The following is a 22,899-nucleotide window of genomic DNA, read 5'->3' on the forward strand; positions in this document are numbered from 1 at the left end:
CGGCTGGCAGCGGCTGGCATCTCGCCTTCCCTTGCTGCTGGCCTTACCACACGTCGCTTTTGCCACCTGCGCCCTGATACTGTTTGCTGAAGGCGGCGCACTTTATCGCCTGTTGCCGATTATCCAACCGTTTCAGGATCGCTATGGCATCGGGCTGGGGTTAGTCCTGGCGGTAAAAGAGAGCGGGTTTTTGCTGTGGGTATGCTGGGGGCTGCTGGGTGAACGACGGCTGGCGGAACAGGTCGTGGTGTTTAAGAGCCTGGGCTATGGACGCGGGCAGTGTCTTACTCATGTCATCTTGCCCGCGCTGGCCCCAGCGTTAAAAGTCGCGCTACTGGCGACGACGGCGTGGACACTCTCCGTGGTGGACGTGGCAGTCATTATCGGCCCCGGCAATCCGCCGACGCTGGCCGTCCTCGCCTGGCAATGGTTGAACTCAGCCGACCCGGGCGATCGGGCTAAAGGCGGTCTGGTCTGCCTGCTGTTACTGGCGCTGCTGGCCGCCATAACCGGAACCTGCAGGCTGATCGGGTCAAGATGGCAAGCGCGCGAGCCGCTTCCAACAGGTATTCGACACCCTGATTTTCCATTGCTGCCTGGACAGATTATCGGCATCCTGCTGCCGTTCAGCGGACTTTTCTGCACCCTGTGCCTGGCCTGGTTCGCGCATACGTCATTTCCCAATACTGACACGTTCAATAACAGCCTTGGGCTGGCGCTGTTCTCGGCGTTAATCGGCGCAGGGGTCTGCCTGCTGTGGCTCGAATGGGGGTCTTCATCTATGCCGATTTGGCTGACCCTGCCGTTGCTGCTCCCCGCGCTGCCGCTGGCAGCAGGGCAGTATCAATTGGCACTTTACGGCTGGCTGGACGGGCAATTCGTCACGGTCATGTGGGGGCATCTGCTGTGGGTGGTACCGTGGATGCTTTTCGTGCTGCACCCTGCCTGGCAACAGATAGATACCCGCCAGATACTGCTGGCAAAAACGCTGGGCTGGGGGCGCGGACGGATATTCCTGCGCCTGAAATGCCCGTTGATTATCCGGCCGATCCTCTCCGCGCTGGCCGTAGGCTTCTCCGTCAGCATCGCCCAGTACCTGCCAACGCAGTGGCTCGGCGGGGGGCGCGTGCCCACACTCACCACCGAAGCGGTCGCGCTCAGCAGCGGCGGCGTGACCGGGTCACTCGCGGCGCAGGCGCTGTGGCAACTCCTCCTGCCGATGGGTTTCTTTTTATTCACCGCGCTGCTGGCGCGTCGCATCGGCCATTACCGTCGAGGATTACGTTAATGTTGCAGGTCAAACACCTCACGCTTTCGCTCAATGGGCAGCCATTGTTGCGCGATATCCATTTCACCGCTCAACCCGGCGAGATAGTGACGCTCATGGGGCAGTCGGGCTGTGGAAAATCGACGCTATTTTCATGGATGGTTGGCGCGCTGGACGGTGCCTTTCGCGCCCAGGGAGAACTGTGGCTTAACGGACAGCGCTGCGACACGCTGCCAACCGAGAAACGCCGTGTCGGCGTGTTATTCCAGGATGCGCTGCTGTTTGACAACATGAGCGTTGGACAGAACCTCAGGCTGGCGCTGCCGGCAACCGTCGCACGGAAAGCGCGCCGCGACCGCGTTGAGCAAGCATTGGAGCATGTCGAACTCGGCGGGTTTTATCACCGTGACCCGGCAACGCTCTCCGGCGGTCAGCGCGCTCGTGTGGCGCTGCTTCGCGCCCTGCTGGCCGAGCCCGACGCGCTGCTGCTGGATGAACCGTTTAGCCGTCTCGATAAAACATTACGCGCAAATTTTCGCCAATGGGTTTTTGATGAACTGAGCCAGCAGCAGATCCCGGTCGTCCAGGTGACCCACGACCCGGACGATGTTCCTCCCCATGCCGCTTGTTTACAGCTTAACGAGTTCCGCTGACGCGGGAAAAACTGCGTTAACGCAAGGTATTTACCCACCTGGAGGTTCAGAATAATGCTCCTTTTTTCCTCGTCGGATGATTTGATGAAACGTGTTTCTCAACTGACTGCGCTGGCCGTTGCCCTTGGCCTCGCCTCGTCTGTCTTTGCTGCTGAAACGGCAAAAACCTTAACTTTCACCCACCTGCTGCAGCAAAAAGGGACCGCCATTGATACGCGCCTGAGCGCCTTCTATAACGGCTGGCCACAGCAGGTTAACGGCACGCAGGGCCACGAACCGGGCGCGTTAAACCTCTCCGCAAGCTGGCTCTCTTCGATGAACAACGAGCAACTTAGCGCGTGGGCACAGCAGCATCAGTTGAGTAAAACGACCGACATCGCACTTTATGGCGACAGCAAAGACAATGAAGCAGTGGCCAAACGCCTGAAACAGGCCGGTTTCAGCAATATTTCCACGCTGAGCGATGCGCTGCAGCAGCCTGACCGTCTGCAAAAGCTGCCGCACTTTGAGCAGCTGGTCTACCCTCAGTGGCTGCATGATTTACAGCAGGGGAAAAACGTTCCGGCGAAACCCGCGGGCGACTACAAGGTCATTGAAGCCGCGTGGGGCGCGCCGAAGCTCTATCTGGTCAGCCATATTCCGAACGCGGGCTATATCGACACTAACGAAGTGGAAAGCGAGCCGCTGTGGAATAAAGTATCTGACGATAAGCTTAAAGCGATGCTGGCAAAACACGGTATCCGCCATGACACCACCGTTATCCTTTACGGTCGCGATGTCTATGCCGCAGCGCGCGTCGCGCAGATTATGCTGTATGCGGGCGTGAAAGATGTACGTTTACTGGATGGCGGCTGGAAAACCTGGTCCGACGCGGGGCTGCCGGTAGAACGCGGTCTGCCAAAAGACGTGGCCCCGGCACCGGACTTCGGCGCAACCATCCCAGGCCAGCCGCAGCTGATGCTGAATATGGAACAGGCGCGCGGCCTGTTGCATCGCCAGGATGCGTCGCTGGTCAGCATTCGTTCGTGGCCGGAATTCATCGGCACCACCAGCGGCTACAGCTACATTAAGCCAAAAGGTGAGATTGCGGGCGCACGTTGGGGCCATGCGGGCAGCGACTCTACCCACATGGAAGACTTCCATAACCCAGACGGTACCATGCGCAGCGCAGATGATATTGCCGCGATGTGGAAGTCCTGGAATATCCTGCCAACCCAGCAGGTCTCCTTCTACTGCGGCACCGGCTGGCGCGCGTCTGAGACCTTTATGTACTCCCGTGCAATGGGCTGGCAGAACGTCAGCGTCTACGACGGCGGCTGGTACGAGTGGAGCAGCAACCCGAAAAACCCGGTTTCCACCGGCGACCGCGGCCCGGACAGCGCTCGCTAATCCGTCATTTCATGGCGCTGGAGGTGCTTCAGCGTCATGTACCCTCCCCACACCCGATTAAACGTCGTCATCCAGCACAGCGCGCCAAACACCCACGCCATCCACGCGAACCACGCCGGAAACAAACAGCCCAGCACAAACAGCAGAATCGTCTCGGTGCCTTCGGTTAAACCGCCAAGGTAATACAACGATTTGTGCGCGTAGCCGGGGTTATCAATCTGATGCTTTGCCGCCAGCGCCGCAAACGCCAGAAAGCTGCTGCCGGTGCCCATAAAGGCGAAGAGCAGCCAGCCGCCCGCGAGGGCATTCGCCGCGGGATCTGCCAGCATAAAGCCGAACGGCACCAGCGCGTAAAACAGAAAATCGAGGGCGATATCGAGAAAGCCTCCGGCATCCGTCAGCCCGCGTCGGCGCGCCAGCGCACCATCAAGGCCGTCGAGCAGACGGTTAACCACAATCGCCACCAGCGCTGCGCCATACCAACCCAGCGCCAGGAACGGCAGCGCCAACACACCGATGGCAAAGCCCATTAACGTGATGCCGTCGGCGGAAATACCCGGTCTATCTAACGCTTGGGCGGCCCGGTTGAGCAGCGGCTTCAGGCGGGGATGCAGGTGCTTATCTAGCATGTGAATCTCCATCCGTGCTGCACAGCCCCTGTGACGGGATCTCCAGCGCGGCGTTAAAGCGCGCGGACAAATTCTGGAACGCTACCAGCGCGGTCATCTCGGTTATCTGCTCATCTGAAAAGTGACAGTGTAACGATATTTTTTGCTCATCGGATACGCGCGGCGGCGTAGCCGTTACCGCATCCGCATAGCCCAGCGCTGCACGCTCGGCAGGAGAAAACAGCGTCGAGGTGTGCCAGTCAGCCAGCGCCAGCACTTTATCCATCGCCCCGCTGCGCTGCGCCAGACGCAAGCTGTTGGCATCAATACAGAAGGCGCAATCACACTGCTGAGAAACGCGGGTCATCAACAGCGCCCGAAGCGTAGGGTCCAGGCGCGCTTTTTTACGCTCCAGATAGCCGACGAACAGCGCCACTAACCAGAACAACCGCGGCATTCGTCCCCACCAGCGGGTTGGGTTCAATACGCTACCGTAATGTTTCTGCTGCATGGCAACGATGGGTTTTAAACTGAGGGGTAACTGACTGAGCGGCTGCACCCAGGGTTGTTTATTTTTCACCCGGAGACTCCTGCAAGGCTTTAGCTGACAACAAAGCAGCGATAATATGGCATTCCCTTTATCACGTCTTTGACCGCTATGCTGAAAACCATTGATGTTGTTGCCGCCATTATTGAACAAAACGGCAAAATTCTGCTTGCCCAGCGCCCACCTCATGCCGATCAGCCGGGGCTGTGGGAGTTTGCGGGCGGAAAAGTGGAAACAGGAGAAACGCAGCCAGAAGCGCTGGTACGCGAACTGCGCGAAGAGTTAGCTATTCACGCCTGGCCTGCCTGCTACGTTGCCAGCCACCAGCGCGAGGTATCCGGGCGAATTATCCATCTCCACGCCTGGTACGTTCCGCACTTTGACGGTGAAATCATCGCCCGTGAACACAGCGCGCTGGCGTGGTGTACGCCGCAGGAGGCGTTAAGCTACGCATTAGCTCCCGCCGACATACCGTTGCTTCATGCGTTTATGGCTTTACCCGCCGCCACACGAGAGGATTTGTGCTGATGGTTTTTTCATCGCGCTGGCACTGTAACAGCACGCCTTCCGCTTTGATAACCGCCCCTTCAGAGTAGTTCTGATTTTCATAAATACAGCATTGAGCGCACGGCTGCGCCCGCTGGGTGGTGTTGCTGTTGCTGAACACCTCCGGCGGAACGTTGACTTCCAGCTGAGGCCGGGCCTGCGCCGCATGACATAACAGCGCCAGTGCGCCCGCAATCCAGAACGTTTTCATCCCTTAATCTCCTGAAAAATCATCTCTTAATACTATCGACCAAAATCGGGGCTAACTTAAATTTTTTACATCATCGCTTTTAGTTATGACCCCACCCCAAATATTAATTTTATTTCGCTCCCGGAATTTACTTGTCATCCGTTAGCCAGGTAATGATATAGTCGAAAAATGCCACTTTATTAAACACAACCATAACAACTACATACGATCACAACCATAAGAGGTGCTTATATTTATGGATCAGGTTTGCTCCCTCAATAACTTCCTGGCTCATGTTCAACAACGCGACCCACACCAGACCGAGTTTGCTCAGGCTGTCCGCGAAGTCATGACAACCCTCTGGCCGTTCCTGGAACAGAACCCGCGCTATCGCCAGCTTTCCCTGCTGGAGCGATTAGTTGAGCCTGAGCGTGTTATTCAATTCCGCGTCGTGTGGGTAGACGACCGTAATCAGGTACAGGTTAACCGCGCATGGCGCGTGCAGTTCAGTTCGGCGATTGGGCCGTACAAAGGGGGAATGCGCTTCCACCCGTCGGTAAACCTCTCTATTCTCAAATTCCTCGGCTTCGAACAGACCTTCAAAAATGCCCTGACCACCCTGCCTATGGGCGGCGGTAAAGGCGGTTCTGACTTCGATCCGAAAGGCAAAAGCGAAGGCGAAGTGATGCGCTTCTGCCAGTCGCTGATGACCGAACTCTATCGTCATCTGGGCTCCGACACCGACGTACCGGCAGGCGATATCGGCGTGGGCGGCCGTGAAGTCGGCTTTATGGCCGGGATGATGAAAAAACTCTCTAACGACACCGCCTGCGTGTTTACTGGTAAAGGTCTCTCCTTCGGCGGCAGCCTGATTCGCCCGGAAGCCACCGGCTATGGTCTGGTGTACTTTACTGAAGCGATGCTTAAGCGTCATGGTCTGGGCTTTGAAGGGATGCGTGTCGCCGTTTCCGGTTCCGGCAACGTGGCGCAGTATGCTATCGAAAAAGCAATGGAGCTGGGCGCGCGCGTCGTGACCGCTTCTGATTCCAGCGGCACCGTGGTAGATGAAGCAGGCTTCACCACCGAGAAGCTGGCGCGCCTGTGCGAAATCAAAGCCAGCCGCGACGGTCGCGTGGCCGATTACGCGCGCGAGTTTGGTCTGGTGTATCTGGAAGGCCAGCAGCCGTGGAGCGTTCCGGTAGATATCGCTCTGCCATGTGCGACCCAGAACGAACTGGACGTTGATGCCGCCCGCGTGCTGATTGCTAACGGTGTGAAAGCCGTGGCGGAAGGCGCCAACATGCCAACCACCATCGAAGCAACCGACCTGTTCCTCGAAGCGGGCGTACTGTTCGCACCGGGTAAAGCAGCGAATGCCGGTGGCGTGGCAACGTCTGGTCTGGAAATGGCGCAGAACGCGGCACGTATGAGCTGGAAAGCAGAGAAAGTGGATGCGCGTCTGCACCACATCATGCTGGATATCCACCACGCCTGCGTTGAGCACGGCGGTGAAGCAGCGCAGACCAACTATGTTCGCGGCGCGAACATCGCTGGCTTCGTGAAAGTCGCCGACGCAATGCTGGCTCAGGGTGTGATTTAATCTCGCGAGTTTTCCCGGCGTCGTTTCACTCGTCCGGGCTACCAATGCAGTAGCCCGGACGAGGCGCTTTAGTGCCGATTCCGGATCATCCAGTTTATCGTTTTGTCGTCCTGCATCTTCCCTTCTACTTTGCTGAATTGCCTTGCCTGAATTCGTCCATCGTAGCACGCATATTATTCAGACAATCGGCTGCTGGTGTCCCCGCTTTCTCAAGAGCCGGAACTGCATCAGCATAATACGCTTCAACCTGCGTCTGCGTGCCATTAATCATCAAAGGTAGACTGCATATCAAACCAGTGCCAAAACGCTGCTGTAGTCGGTCTGTACTCGCCTTAAACTGATTAGTGACGCTTAGCACCTCTACCGGCTTTTTGACCAATGCCATGCTTATGGCAGTCGTCAGCTCCACGGCCTGATCATCATCGAGGTCGTCACCCAGGTTTTTTATCTTCCCGGGTAATGCCTGAATGGTTGCCGGATCGGCTTTGACCACCAGCTTAATGTAATCGCTCCAGCTCTGCGTCGATGCTATGCAGGACACTGACATTAAGCAGGAGGCCAGAACGATGGCGCGGCGGATCACCTTACAACCTCAAGCGTATGGTCAGATGAATGAATTATCTTACCACGTACTACTGGCCCCATGATGATACAGCCCTCAGAAGCAAACCCGGCTGGTTTTGGCGGTACCTTCTCGCCGTGAATGCGAAAAGCATAACGCCCATAACTCTCACCCGAGGTTTGGCGAAGGGTAATCGTCATTGGCCCCTTTGAACTTGTATAGCCCCCGATGTGATACGTTCCGCGCGGTAATGGCCCCATGCCTTTGACATGCTGGCGATCGGGGTTGTTCTTATTAGTGAGGTTTCCAGAATAGCCGGTACCAATCAGTTTACCGTCATGCCAAAGTTGGCCGGTGCTTTGGTAGTAGGTCCATGTCATGATAATTATCCTTATGCGGCACTACGCTCGTTCCAGCTATCTGAATGGATAATGTTGCCGTCGCAATATTTCCAGGTGATTTTCTCATAGGACATCTCTACAAGTTCGATATGCCCGTGCTGGGCGTAATCCATATCTTTTACATCCTCCATATAAGGCACTATGCTGGTTATACGTGCATATTGCAGAAGGATATTAAAATATTCTTCCTCCTGCCCTGCGTTATTAATCTTATAGAATTTTAACTCTGCTGTTTTCATCTTTCTGCCGGTGCCGATCATTTGAAATATATAGGAACTGGAGGAATCAACTTCTTTGGTGAAAATGAAGGGGGCATGTTCGCGTGTACCTGTTTGCTTGCCTGTGCGGTCGTCTGTAGGGACAAAGACATTATGAGCCAGCGCGGTTACCTCTATGCTCCCCTCGCGTTGCTGCACGCCTACCGAACCTTTGATAGTGTTCCCTACGTCGTCTGTTAGCCATAAATAAATTGGTATAGCCATTACATTTCCTTATTACCAAACGAGAAATATTAATTTACACCCTGGCCTGATATTAGGAAACTTTATTTTACATTCATGAAAAGCATTGGAATAAATAAAATATAAATAATGCCAATATAAACATAGCCGACATAACCGGAGTTTTTTGATATGCCCGTTAAAGCCCACGTGATGAAGGATTATATTATGCTTACCCTCTGCAGAATATCCGCGTGCTATGAAACTGCATTGAAGGCATGAGCATCGCAAACATCAACCAACACAAAGTAAAAGCAAACAGAAAACTTTTACATGCTTATTGAACGATGGCAGGGAAACCCCAGCGATTAAGCGGAGTAAAGCGGACGATAAATTCTGACAACAACCGTATCCCGGCCGGACGAATGTCCGACCGGCTACATAGGCATCGCATTAGTATCCCGGGCGAGCGAATGCGACCCCGGGATTTTTAACACCAGATTTAACGCGGGTACGCCGCCAACAGCTTATCCAGCCCGCCACAGAGCAGCTCACCGCGCCAGCCGGAAATCATCTCCGGAGCCGTGTTACGTGGCTTCAACTGCCAGTGCCAGTTCAGCAACTGGTTAATCTGACGACGGGATGCCAGCATTTCAGGACTGACGTCATTCGCCTGTCCCACTTCCTGCACCAGCGCCTTAATTTCTTTAAATACCTTGCGATAGCCCGGCATATCCATCAGGTTCAACAGCGGTTCTGGCAGCGCGTCATCCGGCAGCGCTTGTGCTTTCTCCACGAGGCTAATCAGCGTTTTACCGTGGAAGCGAATCTCACTACCCGACAGCCCCAGGCTGTCCAGTTCACCCAGGCTTCCCGGCATATAGCGCGCCACGCTCCACAGGTGCTCTTCACGGACCACAAAGTTTACCGCCAGGTCGCGCTCGCGCGCTTTACGCAGACGCCAGTCCGCCAGCAGTTGCAGGCACGCCAGTTGACGCGTACGCAGCTGCCAGGCGTTGGTTATGTCACGCCATGCATCAGCGGGGTCGGTCACTTCCTGACGGCGCTGCTGCATCAAATGGCATTCATTAAGCGCCCAGTCCAGTCGCCCGGCCTGTTCAGTTTCCGCCATCAGCTTGTGGGCGATAGGCAGCAGATACCAGACGTCCGCAGCGGCATAGTCGCACTGGCGCGTCGTCAAGGGACGAGCAAGCCAATCGGTGCGTGATTCGCTTTTATCCAGCTCAACGCCGGAATACTCCGCGACCATAGGCGCGAAGCCCCAGGACATAGGGCGGCCACAGAAGGCGGCCAGCACCTGGGTATCAATAAGCGGCTGCGGCATGGAACCGAAGGTGTTCATAAACACTTCCAGGTCTTCACTGCCCGCATGCAGGAATTTGGTGATGTTACGGTCTTGCAAAATCGCCTGCAGCGGCGACCAGTCGGTAATGTTCAGAGGATCAATCAGCGCCGTACGTTCGCCGTCAAAAAGCTGAATCAGCCCCAACTGCGGATAATAGGTGCGGGTGCGGACAAACTCGGTGTCCAGCGCCACGGCGGTGGTCTGACGAACCGCATCGCACAGGGTGCTGAGTTCGTCGTTGGTAGTGATCATCTGATAGTTCAAATCGTACTCTCTTAGATTGCGCCAAAAAAAACGCCAGCTGAGCTGGCGTTTGGCATCATGACTCGTGACTTATCCCTTATTGTCCACTTTGGCGCGGGCTTCGTCACGTAATTCTCGTCTCAAAATTTTACCGACGTTCGACTTCGGCAATTCCTGACGAAATTCAACCAGTTTCGGGACCTTGTAGCCGGTAAGCTGGCGACGACAGAAGGTAATCAGCGCCTCTTCAGTCAGGCTTTCATCCTTCTTGACTACGAAAATCTTCACCGCTTCACCGCTATTGCCGGACGGCACGCCCACGGCGGCCACTTCCAGCACGCCGGTGTGCTGCATCACCACGTCTTCAATTTCATTTGGATAGACGTTGAAGCCGGAGACCAGAATCATATCTTTTTTACGGTCAACGATGCGCAGGAAGCCTTCATCGTCCATCACCGCGATATCGCCGGTATGCAGCCAGCCATCTTTGATGATTTCGGCGGTAGCGTCAGGACGCTGCCAGTAGCCTTCCATCACCTGCGGCCCTTTCACACACAGCTCGCCCGGCTGACCCGTGGGCACTTCATTATCGTCGTCATCCACCAGCTTCACGTCGGTAGACGGCACCGGCAGGCCAATGCTGCCGCTGTGGTAGTCGATATCGTGCGGGTTCACGCTCACCAGCGGCGCGCATTCGGTCAAGCCGTAGCCTTCCAGCAGATACTGCCCGGTCAGCTTCACCCAGCGTTCAGCTACCGCGTGATTCACCGGCATCCCGCCGCCTGCGGAGAGGTGCAGGGTTGAGAAATCCAGCTGCTGGAACTCTTTATTGTTCAGCAGCGCGTTAAACAGGGTGTTCACCCCGGTCATCGCGGTGAACGGGTATTTGCCAAGCTCTTTCACCAGCCCCGGAATATCACGCGGGTTAGTGATGAGAATATTTTTACCGCCCAGTTCAATAAACAGCAGGCAGTTCATGGTCAGCGCGAAAATGTGGTACAGCGGCAGCGCGGTGATGACGACTTCTTTACCCTCGTGCAGCAGCGGTCCGTAGGTCGCTTTCACCTGCTCGAGGTTCGCCAGCATGTTGCGGTGGGTCAGCATGGCCCCTTTTGCTACGCCCGTCGTCCCGCCGGTATATTGCAGGAAAGCGATGTCGTCAGCCTTCACTACCGGCTTCACATACTGCAGACGGTAGCCGTTATGCAGCGCGCTGCGGAACGAAATCGCGTCCGGCAGATTGTATTTCGGCACCAGACGTTTGATGTATTTGACCACGAAGTTCACTAGCGTGCCTTTCGCCGTGGAGAGCTGGTCGCCCATCCGGGTAAGGATCACGTGCTTCACCGAGGTTTTGTCGACCACTTTTTCCAGGGTATGGGCAAAGTTGGAGACAATCACGATAGCCTGCGCGCCGCTGTCGTTCAGCTGGTGTTCCAGCTCGCGGGGCGTGTACAGCGGGTTAACGTTCACCACGATCATCCCGGCACGCAGAATACCAAACAGCGCCACCGGATATTGCAGCAGGTTAGGCATCATCAGCGCGACGCGGTCGCCCTGCTTCAACCCCAGCCCGTGCTGGAGGTAAGCGGCAAAGGCGCGGCTACGCTCTTCGAGCTTACGGAAGGTCATGACTTCGCCCATGTTGACGAAGCCAGGCTGGTCGGCAAAGCGCGTTGCCGAGTGTTCGAACAGTTCCACCAGGGATTGATAACGGTCAGGATTGATCTCTGCCGGGACGTCAGCAGGATAACGGTTGAGCCAAACCTTTTTCAAAGCATCACCTCTAAAATACGTATTCGTCGTCATCGCAACCCCAAATGATAAACTTTCATTAACATTATATTAACTCAGCGTACCAGTTTAAGAATTAATCAGAATTAAGGTTGCGAAGCGCGTCACTCTTTATTTTTTTTATATCCATTACAACGAAGAAACAGCGGGCTAGCCGCTGTTTCTTTTTTGTCTGCTTTACATCAGATCTTATTCAGTTACGACGTTCCGGACTTCAGCGGGGCCGCTGTTATACCATCCCCAACCGCCGTAACCGTAGTTCCAGGGGCGTGGACCAAACATCCACGGGTCGATAGGCTGCGGCGGCATCACGACCTGCTGGGCCACATGCCAGCGCTTGTAACCCGTCGCTTTCATCTGCAGGAAGGTGTATTTGGTGGTACCGACTTTACCTTCAACGGTGCCAACAATCGGCCCCACTACCGTGACCAGCTGACCACGAAAATCTACCGGGTCGAGGAAGCCGTTCACGTCAGCATAGATACGCCCGCGCGAGGCTTCGCCCAGAATCGGACGCGCGCCGCTATCGAGCGGTACGGTAGCGATTTCCAGACGGGTGTTGCCCTGCTGGTTTTCAATACCCACGACGGTACCACCAAAACGCGACTCCTGCCCGACGTACAGCTGCGGTGCAGCCATGACCCGCACCAGATCCTGCTGCGGCGTTGGGCTGCTGCCCTGAATGGCATCCGGCACGCTGACGCAGCCGCTTAACGCGAAAGCGATAAGCCCCACTGCGGCTCCACGAATCACAAAATTTTTACCTGCCATGATGCTGCTCCTGATTTTTACGCTCTCTATCTACTGAGATTCATTCACGGCCAGGAAGTTTCTTCCACGCAACGTTGTTACGTAAATAAACCGGTTCTGCTTTATCCACAGCGACGGTTTTGCCCTGCTCCAGCATCGCACAGGCAATAGGCAGCATATCTTCGGCTTCGGGTAACGTGACGTTGCCGTCTACCAGCGTCGCGTTCGCGCTCTGCGCCATATCAGGCCAGGCCGCCCAACCGGTGCCGACGGTTGCCCATTCGCCGCTGAGTTCAGCCAGACGTTGTTGCACCGCTTCCGGCTTCAGCACCGCTTCGCTCTCTTCGCCGTGCCAGACGCCATTTTCATCACGCTGGTATTCGGCCCAGTAGACTTCGCCCATACGCGCGTCGATAGCCGCCAGCACGCGGGTCGCGCCCTGCTTACGCCAGGCGCCCTGCGCCATGGTGGCGAGGGTCGATACGCCGATCATCGGCAGCTCTGCGCCCAGCGCCAGACCTTGTGCAATACCAATGCCGATACGCACGCCGGTGAAGCTGCCAGGCCCACGGCCGAACGCCAGCGCGTCGAGGTCGGTCAGGCTGACGCCGCCTTGAGTGAGGATATCCTGCACGATAGGCAGGATACGTTGGGTGTGTTCCCGTGGGCAAAGCTCGAAGTGGGCACAGGTGTTGCCATCATTCCACAGAGCAGCCGAGCAGGCTTCCGTGGCGGTATCGATAGCCAGAATTCGCATGGTTAGTCGCGCTCTCGATCAACAAAATGGCGCGCATCTTACCACACTTTGCTCCGCATTACCGCGTCGATGACAGCGCCAGGAATCGCGTCGCCCGTCGAATATCGCGGGTGCGCGGCGCGGGCGGCAGGCTGGCGAGGAAGGTTGCGCCGTAAGGACGCATCACCAGGCGGTTGTCGCAAATCACCAGCACGCCGCGATCGTCAACGTCGCGAATCAATCGTCCTACGCCCTGCTTGAGGGTAATCACCGCGTCCGGTAGCTGTACCTCTTCAAACGGGTCACCGCCGCGAAGACGGCAGTCTTCCATGCGCGCTTTCAGCAGCGGGTCGTCCGGTGAAGTGAACGGCAGCTTATCGATGATAACCAGCGACAGCGCGTCGCCGCGCACGTCGACCCCTTCCCAGAAGCTGCTGGTCGCCACCAGCAGGGCGTTACCGGCGCTGACAAACTGCTGAAGCAGTTGGCCTTTGCTGGTTTCCCCCTGCAACAGCACCGGCAGCGTCATGGTCGCGCGGAACTGTTCGGCGAGGTCGCGCATCATGGCGTGCGAGGTGCAGAGCATAAAGCAGCGCCCGTCGTTGGCCTCAATCAGCGGTTTCAGCATCGCCGCCAGATGACGTGCGGCCCCCGGTTGGTTCGGCAGCGGCAGGTTGCGCGGCACGCACAAGAGTGCCTGGGTGGCGTAGTCAAACGGGCTCGGCAGCAGCATAGACTCCGCCGCTTCAATGCCGAGGCGTTCAGTAAAGTGGTGCAGGTCGTCGTTTACCGACAGCGTCGCCGAGGTAAAGATCCAGCTGCCCGGTTTGGCCGCCATCACCTCTTTGAATTTGTCCGCCACGGTGAGCGGCGTCAGCGCCAGCGTAAAGTGACGCGAGTTGCATTCGTACCAGTAGCTGTAGCCGGGCTTATTGATCTCTTTGAGGCGCTTTAAGCGGGCGCGATACAGGGTCGCACGTTCGAAAGCGGCATCGAGCAAGGCGGAGCGGCCAAGCGACAGCTTCGCCACGTCGTAGCACAGTTCGAGCGCATCATCGAGCAGCAGCAGCGAGCGCTGCACGGCGGTTTCTGCCAGCAGTTCACGCAGGTTTCCGCGGTAGCCTGGGTCACCCACCTGCAGACGGAAATCCTGGGTGGCCTGCGCCAGACGGTCGGCGCACTTTTGCAACTGCTGGGTATCTTTTAGTTCGGTACGGTAGGCAATGACCACGTCTTTGGCGAGGTCCAGCAACTGGCGGCTGGAGAGCGATTGACCGAAATACTGGCTGGCGATATCCGGGAGTTGGTGTGCTTCATCGAAGATCATCACGTCGGCTTCGGGGATAAGTTCGCCGAAGCCGCTCTCTTTTACCACCATGTCAGCGAGGAACAGGTGATGGTTGACCACCACCACGTCGGCATCCATCGCCTTTTTACGCGCCTTCACCACGAAACAGTCCTGATACTGCGGGCAGTCGCTGCCCAGACAGTTATCGTTAGTGCTGGTGACCAGCGGCCAGGCCTGAGAATCTTCCGCCACGCTGACGCAGGTACTGATGTCGCCATCCACCGTCTGGTTAGCCCAGCTGCGCAGCAAAATAACGTCGCTGAGGGTTTGTACCGGCAGGTCACCGCCCGCCATCGCCTGCTGTTCTAAACGTTCGAGGCAGAGATAGTTCGAGCGCCCTTTCAGCAGCGCCAGCTTGCCGCTAAAGCTAAGCGCGGTGGCGACGGTCGGCAGGTCGCGGCTGTAGAGCTGATCCTGCAATGCTTTCGAGCCGGTAGAGATAATGGCTTTTTTCCCCGAGCGCAGCGCAGGGGCAAGATAAGCGTAGGTTTTCCCGGTCCCTGTCCCCGCTTCTACCACCAGCGGCTGGCCGTTATCAATCGCCTTCGCGACGGCGTGCGCCATCTGACGCTGCGGTTCACGCGGTTTAAAGCCGGTTATCGCCTGCGCTAGCTGGCCATCTTCTGCAAAATCGTCCGTCACATTACCCCCTGGAAAAATTCCCAGTGATTATGTCAGGCGAACCCCGCTTATGCCAGCCGAAGTCGTGACGCGGCGTCGACATTGTGGCAGTCTTAGCGCGTTTACGTGATGTTAAAAGGAAAATGAAATGACAATTGTACGTATTGATGCCGAAGCTCGTTGGTCTGATGTCGTCATCCATAACAATACGCTGTACTACACCGGCGTACCGGCAAACCTGGACGCCGATGCGTTTGAGCAAACGGCAAATACGCTGGCGCAGATTGATGCGGTGCTGGAAAAACAGGGCAGCGATAAGTCGCGTATTCTCGACGCCACCATTTTTCTGCCTGACGGCGATGATTTCGCCGCCATGAACAAAGCGTGGGATGCCTGGGTAGTTGCCGGTCACGCGCCGGTGCGTTGCACCGTGCAGGCAAAGCTGATGAACCCGAAATATAAGGTTGAGATTAAGATTATCGCCGCGGTGTAATTCGGTATACCGTGCCTCCCCGGGGTCGGTGAGGCACGGTATCTGTAGGCCGGATAAGGCGGCACGCCGCCATCCGGCAACGTGCGCCTGATGGCGCTGCGCTTATCAGGCCTACAATCCCGGACACCACATCAGCTGCTCTTTCAACTGTAGCGTCTCCTGCGGCAAGCACTTCAGCACGTCACGATAGCTCGCCGACTGCTTCGGATACCCGCGCACCGTCTGTAACAGCACCCGCAGCGCGCTATCCCAGACAATCCCCTGCAAATCACTGTACGGCCACAGATCCGGCTCGCGAATAAATGGCACCAGGTAATCGATCCCCTGCTTCACCCCACGTCCGTCACGAATGTGGTTCCAGCGATCGAACTCGACGTGCTCGGCATAGCGGTTAAGCAACAGATGCGCTTCGAGGTTAAACAGCGAATAGTGGAACGGAATAGTACGCTCCAGCTCCATCGTCTGCTTGCCGTCCTGATCAATCTGCGCTGCCATGCGCTGGGTGATCCCCTGCTCAATAATTCGCGCGGCCAGCCCTTTATCGCCGTAAAACAACGCATTAACCGCTCGCTGGGCGTCGTACCAGGTACCGTGGTTATTGTGCCAGACGTATTCAGAGTGGCCGATATCGCTGTAGTACATCCAGTGATTAAAGTCACGGAACCACTGGTGCAGGCCGATGATATCGTCGGTATCCAGCACGCTAGCCGCGTTGATCAGCCCGATAGTATCGACCACCATCCACAGCAGACGGGTGTCGATAAGCCCGGTTCCGCGCCCGGAAACTACGCCAGGGATCGCCTGGCCGTAGTTCAGGTGCGGGTTCATGCGCGTGTCGCCGTCAAGGAACCAGCAGCGGATCTGCGCGGCGGCGGCCTGCGCGTACTGACGCTGGCCGGTGAAGTACCACGCCAGCCCCAGCGTCAGGCAGCGCTCGCACATGCGGATGATGCGCGAGGTATCGGTATCGTTATTCTCACACTGCGGGTTGATATGCCCATCGCGGCGAATGTAGGGCAGCCCGTTGGGCCGCCGTGGGTTTGGCCACCAGTAGGTGCCCAGACTGTAGTAATCGTGCGCATCACCGCTCGCCGGGCGCAGCTTTTTATGTACCACGCTTTCCGGTGGCTCGCGCTTAAGCAAATCCGCTTCAGCCACCAGCTTGCTGAGGGCCAGCTGCAGCGGAGAAAACGGCTGCTTCAGGCCCGCACGGGCATTTTCCAGACAGGTTTCATCAAGGGTGTACAGCTTCATCGCCACCTTATTGGCCCTCCAGGCACGCTATGCGCAGGCCGCTTTGCGCATCAAACAAATGCACACCGGAGAGCTTCGGCTGAAGCCAGATAGTGTCACCCTCTTTCACCGCCAGACGCTGCTTAAACACCGAGGTAAATGCCCCGCCGCCGGTATCGCAGAACAGCTGCATATCCGAACCGGTATTTTCCACCGCCGTCACCTTCGCCGCCAGCGCATCGTCGCGGGCTTCGTGTACCACGTTGACTTGCTCCGGACGAATGGCGTACACCACCTGTTGACCGTCGGTCACCTGGAGTCCTACCGGCAACGCCAGCAGCGATCCATCTTTCAGGCGCAGGTTGGTCGTATTGCCGGTGAGCACCACCTCTCCTCGTAGCTGGTTAATCTCCGGTGAGCCGATAAACCCGGCGACGAACAGATTGGCCGGCTGGTCGTACAGCTCCAGCGGCGTACCCGCCTGTTCAATGCGCCCGTCGCGCAGCACCACGATCATCTGCCCCATGGTCATCGCTTCAATTTGATCGTGGGTGACGTACACAGAGGTCGTTTTCAAGCGACGATGCAGTTCGCGAATTTCACCGCGCACCTGAGTACGCAGCTTGGCGTCGAGGTTCGACAGCGGTTCATCAAACAGGAACACCTGCGGCTTACGCACAATGGCGCGCCCCATCGCTACACGCTGACGTTGGCCGCCGGAGAGATCTTTTGGCAGACGCTCCAGCAGCGGTTCCAGCCCCAGCAGCGCCGCCGCTTCATCAACTTTCTGTTTGATTTCCGTTTTCGGCAGTCGCGCCATCTTCAGCGCAAAGCCCATGTTTTCGCGCACCGTCATCTGCGGGTAGAGCGCATAGCTCTGGAATACCATCGCGATATCGCGCAGTTTCGGCTCCACTTCGGTGACATCACGTTCGTTGATATGCACTTCCCCGGCGGAAATCTCCTCCAGACCGGCAATCATGCGCAGCAGCGTCGATTTCCCGCAGCCGCTCGGCCCCACCAGCACGCAGAACTCGCCGTCAGGAATAGTCAGCGACACATCTTTAATGACGTGAGCATCACCGTATGATTTGCGCACGCTATTTAATACAACAGATCCCATCGGTAACCCCTTATCCTTTGACCGCGCCGGACATGATCCCGCGGTTGAAATGTTTTTGCAGACCCAGATAGACGATGATGCTTGGCAGCATCGCCAGTAGCGTAATGGCGATAAAAAATGTTCGGCGTGATGCTCTCATCGGTACGCAGTGTGCCGAGAATGACCGGAATGGTGTTCAGGCTGTCCTGGTTCACCACAATCAGCGGCAGCAGGTACTGGTCCCAAATCATAATGAAGCCGAAGGTCACAACCGTACCCAGCGCCGGTTTCACCAGCGGCAGAATAACGTGGAAGAAAATCTGCCACTCGTTCGCGCCGTCGATACGTGCCGCCTCTTCCAGCTCTTTCGGGATAGCCGACATAAATTCGGTCAGCACGAAGATGGAGAAGGCCCAACCCACCACCGGCAGAATCATGCCGAGATAGCTGTTGTAGAGCGACGCATCGATAAACGGCAGCCGCCAGTTGATAATCATGTATAGCGGAATGGCGATAACTTCTTCCGGTAGCATCATGGTGGATAAAATCACCAGGCTGACCAGCGCCACGCCGCGAAACTTCTTACGGGCCAGGGCGTAGGCCGCCAGCGCGCTGACCGACACCTGCAGGATGGTGCCGAAGAACACCACCAGAATGGAGTTCAGCAGATACTGCCAGACGCCGATATCCATCCACGCAAAGATGAAGTTTTCAAACGAGAACTGATTCGGCCAGGCCAGCAGTTCACCCGGCTTCACCGGCGCTCCGCTAAAGGCGGTAGCAACAATGCCCCAGAACGGCCCAACGAAGACAATCAGCAGCAGCGCGTAGATGCACCAACGCCCTGCGGTATCCCAACGTTTACTCAACATCACGGCTCCTTAGTAACGTGCGATACGTTTTTTCAGCGTCAAATGACAAATGGTTAAGATTACGGTGAAGGTAAACAGCAGGAACGACACCGCCGAGGCATAGCCATAGTCAAACTGCTCAAAGCCCAGCTTATAGATATGGGTCATGACCATTTCCGTGGCGTTAGACGGCCCACCGCCGGTGGTGGCATACACCTCGGCAAACACACGGAAGCCACGAATAAAGGAGAGCATCAGCACCACCGACAGCGCTGGGATCATCCCTGGCAGCGTCACGTAGCGCAGACGGTTCCACCAGTTCGCGCCGTCGACGTTCGAGGCGTCGTACAGGTCACGACTGATACCCGCCAGACCGGCGATAAAAATCACCATGTTGTAGGGCACCGCTTTCCAGATATGCAGCAGCATGATGACACCGAGCGCCTGATCAGAACTGGCAAGGAACCCCTGGTCAGCCACGCCAAACCAGCTGAGAATGTGGTTCACCACGCCGTTTGGCGTTGGGTTGAACAGAATGCGCCACATCTCCGCGACGATCGCCGCACTGGTCACCGCCGGTAAGAAGATAGCGGTACGAATAAAGCGCAGGTGGCGTGCGGGGCCTTCCAGCAACATCGCAAGGAAGAAGGCCAGAATGGCGGCCGCAAACATGGTCACGACCACGTAAAGCAGCGTGTTCACCACCGCCGCGTGCAGCTCCACGTCGGCAAAGGCGCGGGTAAAGTTGTCGAACCCGACCCACTCATCCGGCTGATTAAAGTTGACCTTGTAAAAGCTCATCACCAGACCCTGAATCATCGGGATGAACTTAAACCAGCTAAAGATAATCAGCGCCGGGGCCAGGAACAGCCACGGAATCAGCGCCCGCTTGCGTTTTGCCGTCAGCCAGCCGGTCGCGTCAGGCGAAGCGGCTTGCTTTAGCGGCGCGGACTTCGTCTCATGCAGCGTCATTACTTACTCCTTCTCACTTAGCCAGCACGTTTTGTTTTTCCAGCTCGGCGTTCACCTTCACGTCGACCGCCTTCAGTTCAGCGCTGATATTGCTATTACAGTCGGCGAAGATACGGTTAAAGCCATCGGCCGCCACCTGGCGCACCGGCGTCCAGTTAGGGATCTGCGGCACGTAGCGGCCCTGCTCGTTGTAGAGTTTGGCGAAGGTTTCCCAGCGCGCATCCTGATAGACGGCTTGCACATCAACGTTCTTATTCACCGGCAGACGCACCACCGGAATATGCTGGCTGCCTTTGCCCATGCCTATCTCCTGACCTTCCGCTGAGATAATAAATTCGATGAATTTGCGCGCCGCCTCCTTCTGCTTGCTGCTCTTCATCATAAAGACGGTGGTCCCTTCGGCGAGCGTGGCTTCGCCTTTTGGCCCAATGACCGGTACGACTTCAAAGTTGTCTTTGCCCGGGTCTTTATCAAAGAGCGCAATGTGGTACGGGCCGCTAAAGAACATGCCGCTTTGTCCAGAGCGGAACGATGGGATAACGTCGGCGGTGGTGGCGTTAATCGCCCCCGGCTGGGTCACTTTTTCGCACATCATGGTGCGCATAAAGGTCATCGCCTGGGCCACTTCTGGGGTATCGAGCGACGCGCTGAATTTGCCGTTGTTCTCTTTGACGAAATCCCCGCCCGCCTGCCAGATAAAGCTGCTCATAAACCAGCTGGCGTAGCCGCGCGTGGTAGAGGCCGGAACGATAAAGCCGTAGGTGTCGTTTTTACCGTTGCCGTCCGGGTCCTGGGTGGTGAAGGCTTTAGCCAGTTTCTGGATATCGTCCCAGCTTTTAGGCTGCGGCAGGCCCAGCTTCTCGCGCCAGTCTTTGCGTACAAACAGCGCGAAGGTTTGCGCAGACGTTGGCACACCGTAGTATTTTCCGTCGATGTAGCGGGTACTGTTCCAGGCCGTCTGGTAAAGCTGGTCGCCACCGCTGATGGCTTTCGGGTCTATCTCATCGGCAATGCCGAGCTGAATAAACTGACCGAGCGAAGCGGCATCGTTGAAGATCAGATCCGGTAAGGCATTGCCCGCCGTTGCGCGCGCCAGCCGCTGTTCAAAGTCGGTGGTGGCATTGAAGTACTCAATCTTAATGCCGGTCTTCTCTTCAAACTTCTCGGCTTCTTGCTTGTAGATATTTTTGGAATCATTGCTCGCGCGGATCCAAACGTTAAGGGTCGTGGCGGCGTAACTTTGCCCGATACCCAGTCCCAGAGCGGAAAGAAGTAATAATGAACGTAATTTATTCGCAGACATGATTGCATATCCTTTATTGTGTAGGGCACAAAGATAATTAAATTCTCACCAAACGCATTTCCGTGATCTGGATTAACATTTGGCGTTGAATACAACATGTATAAAAATTATTTCGAACATTAAATAGAAATATATTTTCCAATACAACCACACAAAAAAGAAATCGTATTTCATAAACAGAAAAGTTGAACCGGATCACACCAAAAAGTGACATAAAAAGTGACTAAAATATTTTATTGATTAAATTCAAAGCATTAACATTTTGTTTATTTTTTTGATAATCTAAACAAAATAAGAAAAACAGCTAAAAACGTGAGCTACACTGCATTAAATGCGTCATTTTTTATTCAACTCGATAACCATGATGAACATCACAAAAAAAATCACTTTGTCTTTTACACTGCACGCCAACCTATTTATGAATACGTTACCTTTTAATTAAATCGCCTGCTTTTAGTGTTGTTAAAATACGCTAAAGGCAAAATTCTCTTGTTATCTTTTCTCTATTTGCAGAAGGGTTATCACTATGAGTTCAATACATCGCCGTGGAATATTAGGCATTGTGCTACTCTGCTCTGGGTTCAGCGCTTCACTGTATGCGGCAGAGCCCTATACGCTCGATGGCAAAGATCTGGCGTTCAGCCGTGAGCAAATTGCCGCCAAAGACCCGCTGTTTTTACAGGCAGAAACCGCGTTGCTGAAAAAAGCGGACGGTGCGTTGAAGCACCCGCTCTATTCGGTGATGGACAAAACGCTGGTAGCCGCCAGCGGCAACAAGCACGACTACTACAGCTTCCCGCCCTACTGGTGGCCAAACCCGGATACCAAAGACGGCCTGCCGTACATCCGTAAAGATGGTCAAACCAACCCGGATGCCAACAGCGACGCCACCGATAAAAACCGCCTGGTGAAGATGAGCAACGACGTTTCCACGCTGGCGCTGGCCTGGTATTTCTCGCATGACGAGCGCTATGCGCAGAAAGCCGCGGCACAGTTGAAAAGCTGGTTTCTCGCGCCTGAAACTCGTATGACGCCAAACTTGCAGCACGCACAGGCCATTCCTGGCATTAACACGGGCCGTGGCATTGGCATTATCGACAGCCGCGCGCTGGTTGACGTGGTGGATGCCATTGCCCTGCTGCAGGCCTCCGGCACGCTGAGGGATGCCGACGTGACCGAGCTGAAACAGTGGTTTGGTGATTTCTATCACTGGATGACCACCAGTCAGAATGGTTTTGAAGAAGAGAACTGGCACAACAATCACGGCACCTACTTCGATATGCAGGCGGCGACCTTTGCGCTGTTCAGCGGCAAGCCGGAAGAGGCCAAAAAGCGCCTGTATGTCACCCAACTGCGCCGCATTGCCGGGCAGTTTGACGTTGAAGGCCGTCAGATGGCCGAACTGGAGCGCACTCGCCCGTGGCACTACAGCAACTTTAACCTCGACGCATACAGCCGTCTGGGTCGTCTGGGAGAAAAAGCCGGGGTAGATATCTGGAACTTTACCCTCGACGACCACAGCCTGCGTAAGGGCTATCAGTACATCGCCGGGTTTATTAATAGCGATGCGCCGTGGCCGTGGAAAGACCTCGACAAAATGGATGAAAAGAAGGCGCTGCGCAACATCGCCACAGCCGCCCACGCCTGGCCTGACGACGTGCTGTTCCGCGAGAAAGCGCGCTGGCTGCGGGCGAAATATCCCGACGATATCACCACGCTCACTGTACCGTTTACCGTGTCTTCAGAGGTCAGGGAAAACCAAAAATGAGACAATTTTCTGGGCTATGGCCAGAGATCGCCGCGCGTGCTGTCGGCGAACAGGGCCTGATTGAACAGCTCGTGAAGGATGCACAACCGATGCTTGACGCCGCTGTGTGCATTCCG

22 protein-coding genes and 1 pseudogene are annotated in these 22,899 nt (G+C 56.0%); 7 read left to right on the plus strand and 16 right to left on the minus strand.

The genetic code is table 11. The features are described from left to right. The 3 genes from GKAS_RS15260 to GKAS_RS15270 all read left to right on the plus strand — a co-directional run. Positions 1-1,288: ABC transporter permease subunit (locus GKAS_RS15260; RefSeq protein WP_035895364.1), on the plus strand; the 1,288-nt coding region annotated here is incomplete at its 5' end. Then, the gene (locus GKAS_RS15265) at positions 1,288-1,920 is read left to right on the plus strand and encodes an ATP-binding cassette domain-containing protein (protein WP_035895367.1); all 633 of its coding nucleotides are present in this window, start codon (positions 1,288-1,290) and stop codon (positions 1,918-1,920) included. The genes GKAS_RS15260 and GKAS_RS15265, both read left to right, overlap by 1 nt. Before the next feature lie 84 nt (positions 1,921-2,004). Then, positions 2,005-3,309, plus strand: a complete 1,305-nt coding sequence (locus GKAS_RS15270) for a rhodanese-like domain-containing protein (RefSeq protein WP_035895403.1) — start codon at positions 2,005-2,007, stop codon at positions 3,307-3,309. Here the strand turns inward: GKAS_RS15270 and GKAS_RS15275 are convergent. Then, positions 3,306-3,938: a CDP-alcohol phosphatidyltransferase family protein gene (locus GKAS_RS15275; protein ID WP_035895370.1), complete on the minus strand. Its 633-nt coding sequence runs from the start codon at positions 3,936-3,938 to the stop codon at positions 3,306-3,308. The genes GKAS_RS15270 and GKAS_RS15275 overlap by 4 nt on opposite strands. After that, positions 3,928-4,497: a carboxymuconolactone decarboxylase family protein gene (locus GKAS_RS15280; protein ID WP_035895372.1), complete on the minus strand. Its 570-nt coding sequence runs from the start codon at positions 4,495-4,497 to the stop codon at positions 3,928-3,930. The genes GKAS_RS15275 and GKAS_RS15280 overlap by 11 nt, the downstream gene beginning before the upstream one ends. 78 nt (positions 4,498-4,575) lie before the next feature. Here GKAS_RS15280 and GKAS_RS15285 point away from each other — a divergent pair, with 78 nt between their 5' ends. Continuing rightward, positions 4,576-4,992 (plus strand): pyrimidine (deoxy)nucleoside triphosphate diphosphatase, encoded by a 417-nt coding sequence (locus GKAS_RS15285; RefSeq protein ID WP_035895374.1) that lies wholly within the window; start codon positions 4,576-4,578, stop codon positions 4,990-4,992. On the opposite strand, the gene GKAS_RS15290 is transcribed toward GKAS_RS15285, so the two are convergent. Beyond that, a complete protein-coding gene (locus GKAS_RS15290) occupies positions 4,952-5,221 on the minus strand; it encodes a YnjH family protein (RefSeq protein WP_035895376.1) in 270 nt (89 codons plus the stop codon). The two genes, GKAS_RS15285 and GKAS_RS15290, sit on opposite strands and share 41 nt — an antisense overlap. A 235-nt stretch (positions 5,222-5,456) precedes the next feature. Here GKAS_RS15290 and gdhA point away from each other — a divergent pair, with 235 nt between their 5' ends. Beyond that, positions 5,457-6,800, plus strand: a complete 1,344-nt coding sequence (gdhA, locus tag GKAS_RS15295; protein WP_035895378.1) for an NADP-specific glutamate dehydrogenase — start codon at positions 5,457-5,459, stop codon at positions 6,798-6,800. Positions 6,801-6,924: 124 nt separating this feature from the next. On the opposite strand, the gene GKAS_RS15300 is transcribed toward gdhA, so the two are convergent. The 8 genes from GKAS_RS15300 to yoaA all read right to left on the minus strand — a co-directional run bounded on the left by GKAS_RS15300 (position 6,925) and on the right by yoaA (position 15,082). Next, positions 6,925-7,383, minus strand: coding sequence for a hypothetical protein (locus GKAS_RS15300; protein WP_035895380.1), 459 nt, complete (start codon positions 7,381-7,383; stop codon positions 6,925-6,927). Further along, positions 7,380-7,742, minus strand: a complete 363-nt coding sequence (locus GKAS_RS15305; RefSeq protein WP_035895383.1) for a tlde1 domain-containing protein — start codon at positions 7,740-7,742, stop codon at positions 7,380-7,382. The genes GKAS_RS15300 and GKAS_RS15305 overlap by 4 nt, the downstream gene beginning before the upstream one ends. Positions 7,743-7,753: 11 nt before the next feature. Continuing rightward, positions 7,754-8,245: a type VI secretion system tube protein TssD gene (tssD, locus tag GKAS_RS15310; RefSeq protein ID WP_035895385.1), complete on the minus strand. Its 492-nt coding sequence runs from the start codon at positions 8,243-8,245 to the stop codon at positions 7,754-7,756. A gap of 460 nt (positions 8,246-8,705) precedes the next feature. After that, positions 8,706-9,821 carry a ribonuclease D gene (gene rnd / locus GKAS_RS15315; RefSeq protein WP_035895405.1) on the minus strand — a complete coding sequence of 372 codons (1,116 nt, stop codon included), beginning with the start codon at positions 9,819-9,821 and terminating at the stop codon, positions 8,706-8,708. A gap of 81 nt (positions 9,822-9,902) precedes the next feature. Further along, on the minus strand, positions 9,903-11,588 hold the full coding sequence (gene fadD / locus GKAS_RS15320; RefSeq protein WP_035895387.1) for a long-chain-fatty-acid--CoA ligase FadD: 1,686 nt from the start codon (positions 11,586-11,588) through the stop codon (positions 9,903-9,905). A gap of 207 nt (positions 11,589-11,795) precedes the next feature. Continuing rightward, a complete protein-coding gene (locus tag GKAS_RS15325; RefSeq protein WP_035895389.1) occupies positions 11,796-12,377 on the minus strand; it encodes a Slp/YeaY family lipoprotein in 582 nt (193 codons plus the stop codon). Between the two features lie 40 nt (positions 12,378-12,417). Beyond that, complete coding sequence (gene tsaB / locus GKAS_RS15330) at positions 12,418-13,113, minus strand: tRNA (adenosine(37)-N6)-threonylcarbamoyltransferase complex dimerization subunit type 1 TsaB (protein ID WP_035895390.1); 696 nt, start codon at positions 13,111-13,113, stop codon at positions 12,418-12,420. Positions 13,114-13,171: 58 nt separating this feature from the next. Beyond that, a complete protein-coding gene (yoaA, locus tag GKAS_RS15335; protein WP_035895392.1) occupies positions 13,172-15,082 on the minus strand; it encodes a DNA repair helicase YoaA in 1,911 nt (636 codons plus the stop codon). 127 nt (positions 15,083-15,209) lie between these two features. Between yoaA and GKAS_RS15340 the strand changes: the two genes are divergently transcribed. After that, the gene (locus tag GKAS_RS15340) at positions 15,210-15,554 is read left to right on the plus strand and encodes a RidA family protein (protein ID WP_035895394.1); all 345 of its coding nucleotides are present in this window, start codon (positions 15,210-15,212) and stop codon (positions 15,552-15,554) included. A 111-nt stretch (positions 15,555-15,665) separates the two neighbouring features. Here GKAS_RS15340 and GKAS_RS15345 read toward each other — a convergent pair whose 3' ends face one another. The 5 genes and pseudogenes from GKAS_RS15345 to GKAS_RS15365 form a co-directional block, all read right to left on the minus strand. Continuing rightward, positions 15,666-16,808, minus strand: a complete 1,143-nt coding sequence (locus GKAS_RS15345; RefSeq protein ID WP_035895408.1) for an alginate lyase family protein — start codon at positions 16,806-16,808, stop codon at positions 15,666-15,668. 7 nt (positions 16,809-16,815) lie between these two features. Further along, the gene (locus GKAS_RS15350; RefSeq protein WP_035895396.1) at positions 16,816-17,910 is read right to left on the minus strand and encodes an ABC transporter ATP-binding protein; all 1,095 of its coding nucleotides are present in this window, start codon (positions 17,908-17,910) and stop codon (positions 16,816-16,818) included. A gap of 10 nt (positions 17,911-17,920) precedes the next feature. Further along, positions 17,921-18,761: pseudogene (locus tag GKAS_RS15355) on the minus strand (carbohydrate ABC transporter permease). A gap of 9 nt (positions 18,762-18,770) precedes the next feature. After that, positions 18,771-19,712: a carbohydrate ABC transporter permease gene (locus GKAS_RS15360; RefSeq protein WP_081918560.1), complete on the minus strand. Its 942-nt coding sequence runs from the start codon at positions 19,710-19,712 to the stop codon at positions 18,771-18,773. Positions 19,713-19,725: 13 nt separating this feature from the next. Further along, complete coding sequence (locus GKAS_RS15365) at positions 19,726-21,015, minus strand: ABC transporter substrate-binding protein (protein WP_035895399.1); 1,290 nt, start codon at positions 21,013-21,015, stop codon at positions 19,726-19,728. A 526-nt stretch (positions 21,016-21,541) separates the two neighbouring features. Here GKAS_RS15365 and GKAS_RS15370 point away from each other — a divergent pair. Beyond that, positions 21,542-22,783, plus strand: a complete 1,242-nt coding sequence (locus GKAS_RS15370) for an alginate lyase family protein (protein ID WP_035895401.1) — start codon at positions 21,542-21,544, stop codon at positions 22,781-22,783. Positions 22,784-22,899: the final 116 nt, after the last annotated feature.

The organism is Kluyvera ascorbata ATCC 33433 (genome assembly GCF_000735365.1).
Lineage (GTDB): Bacteria > Pseudomonadota > Gammaproteobacteria > Enterobacterales > Enterobacteriaceae > Kluyvera > Kluyvera ascorbata.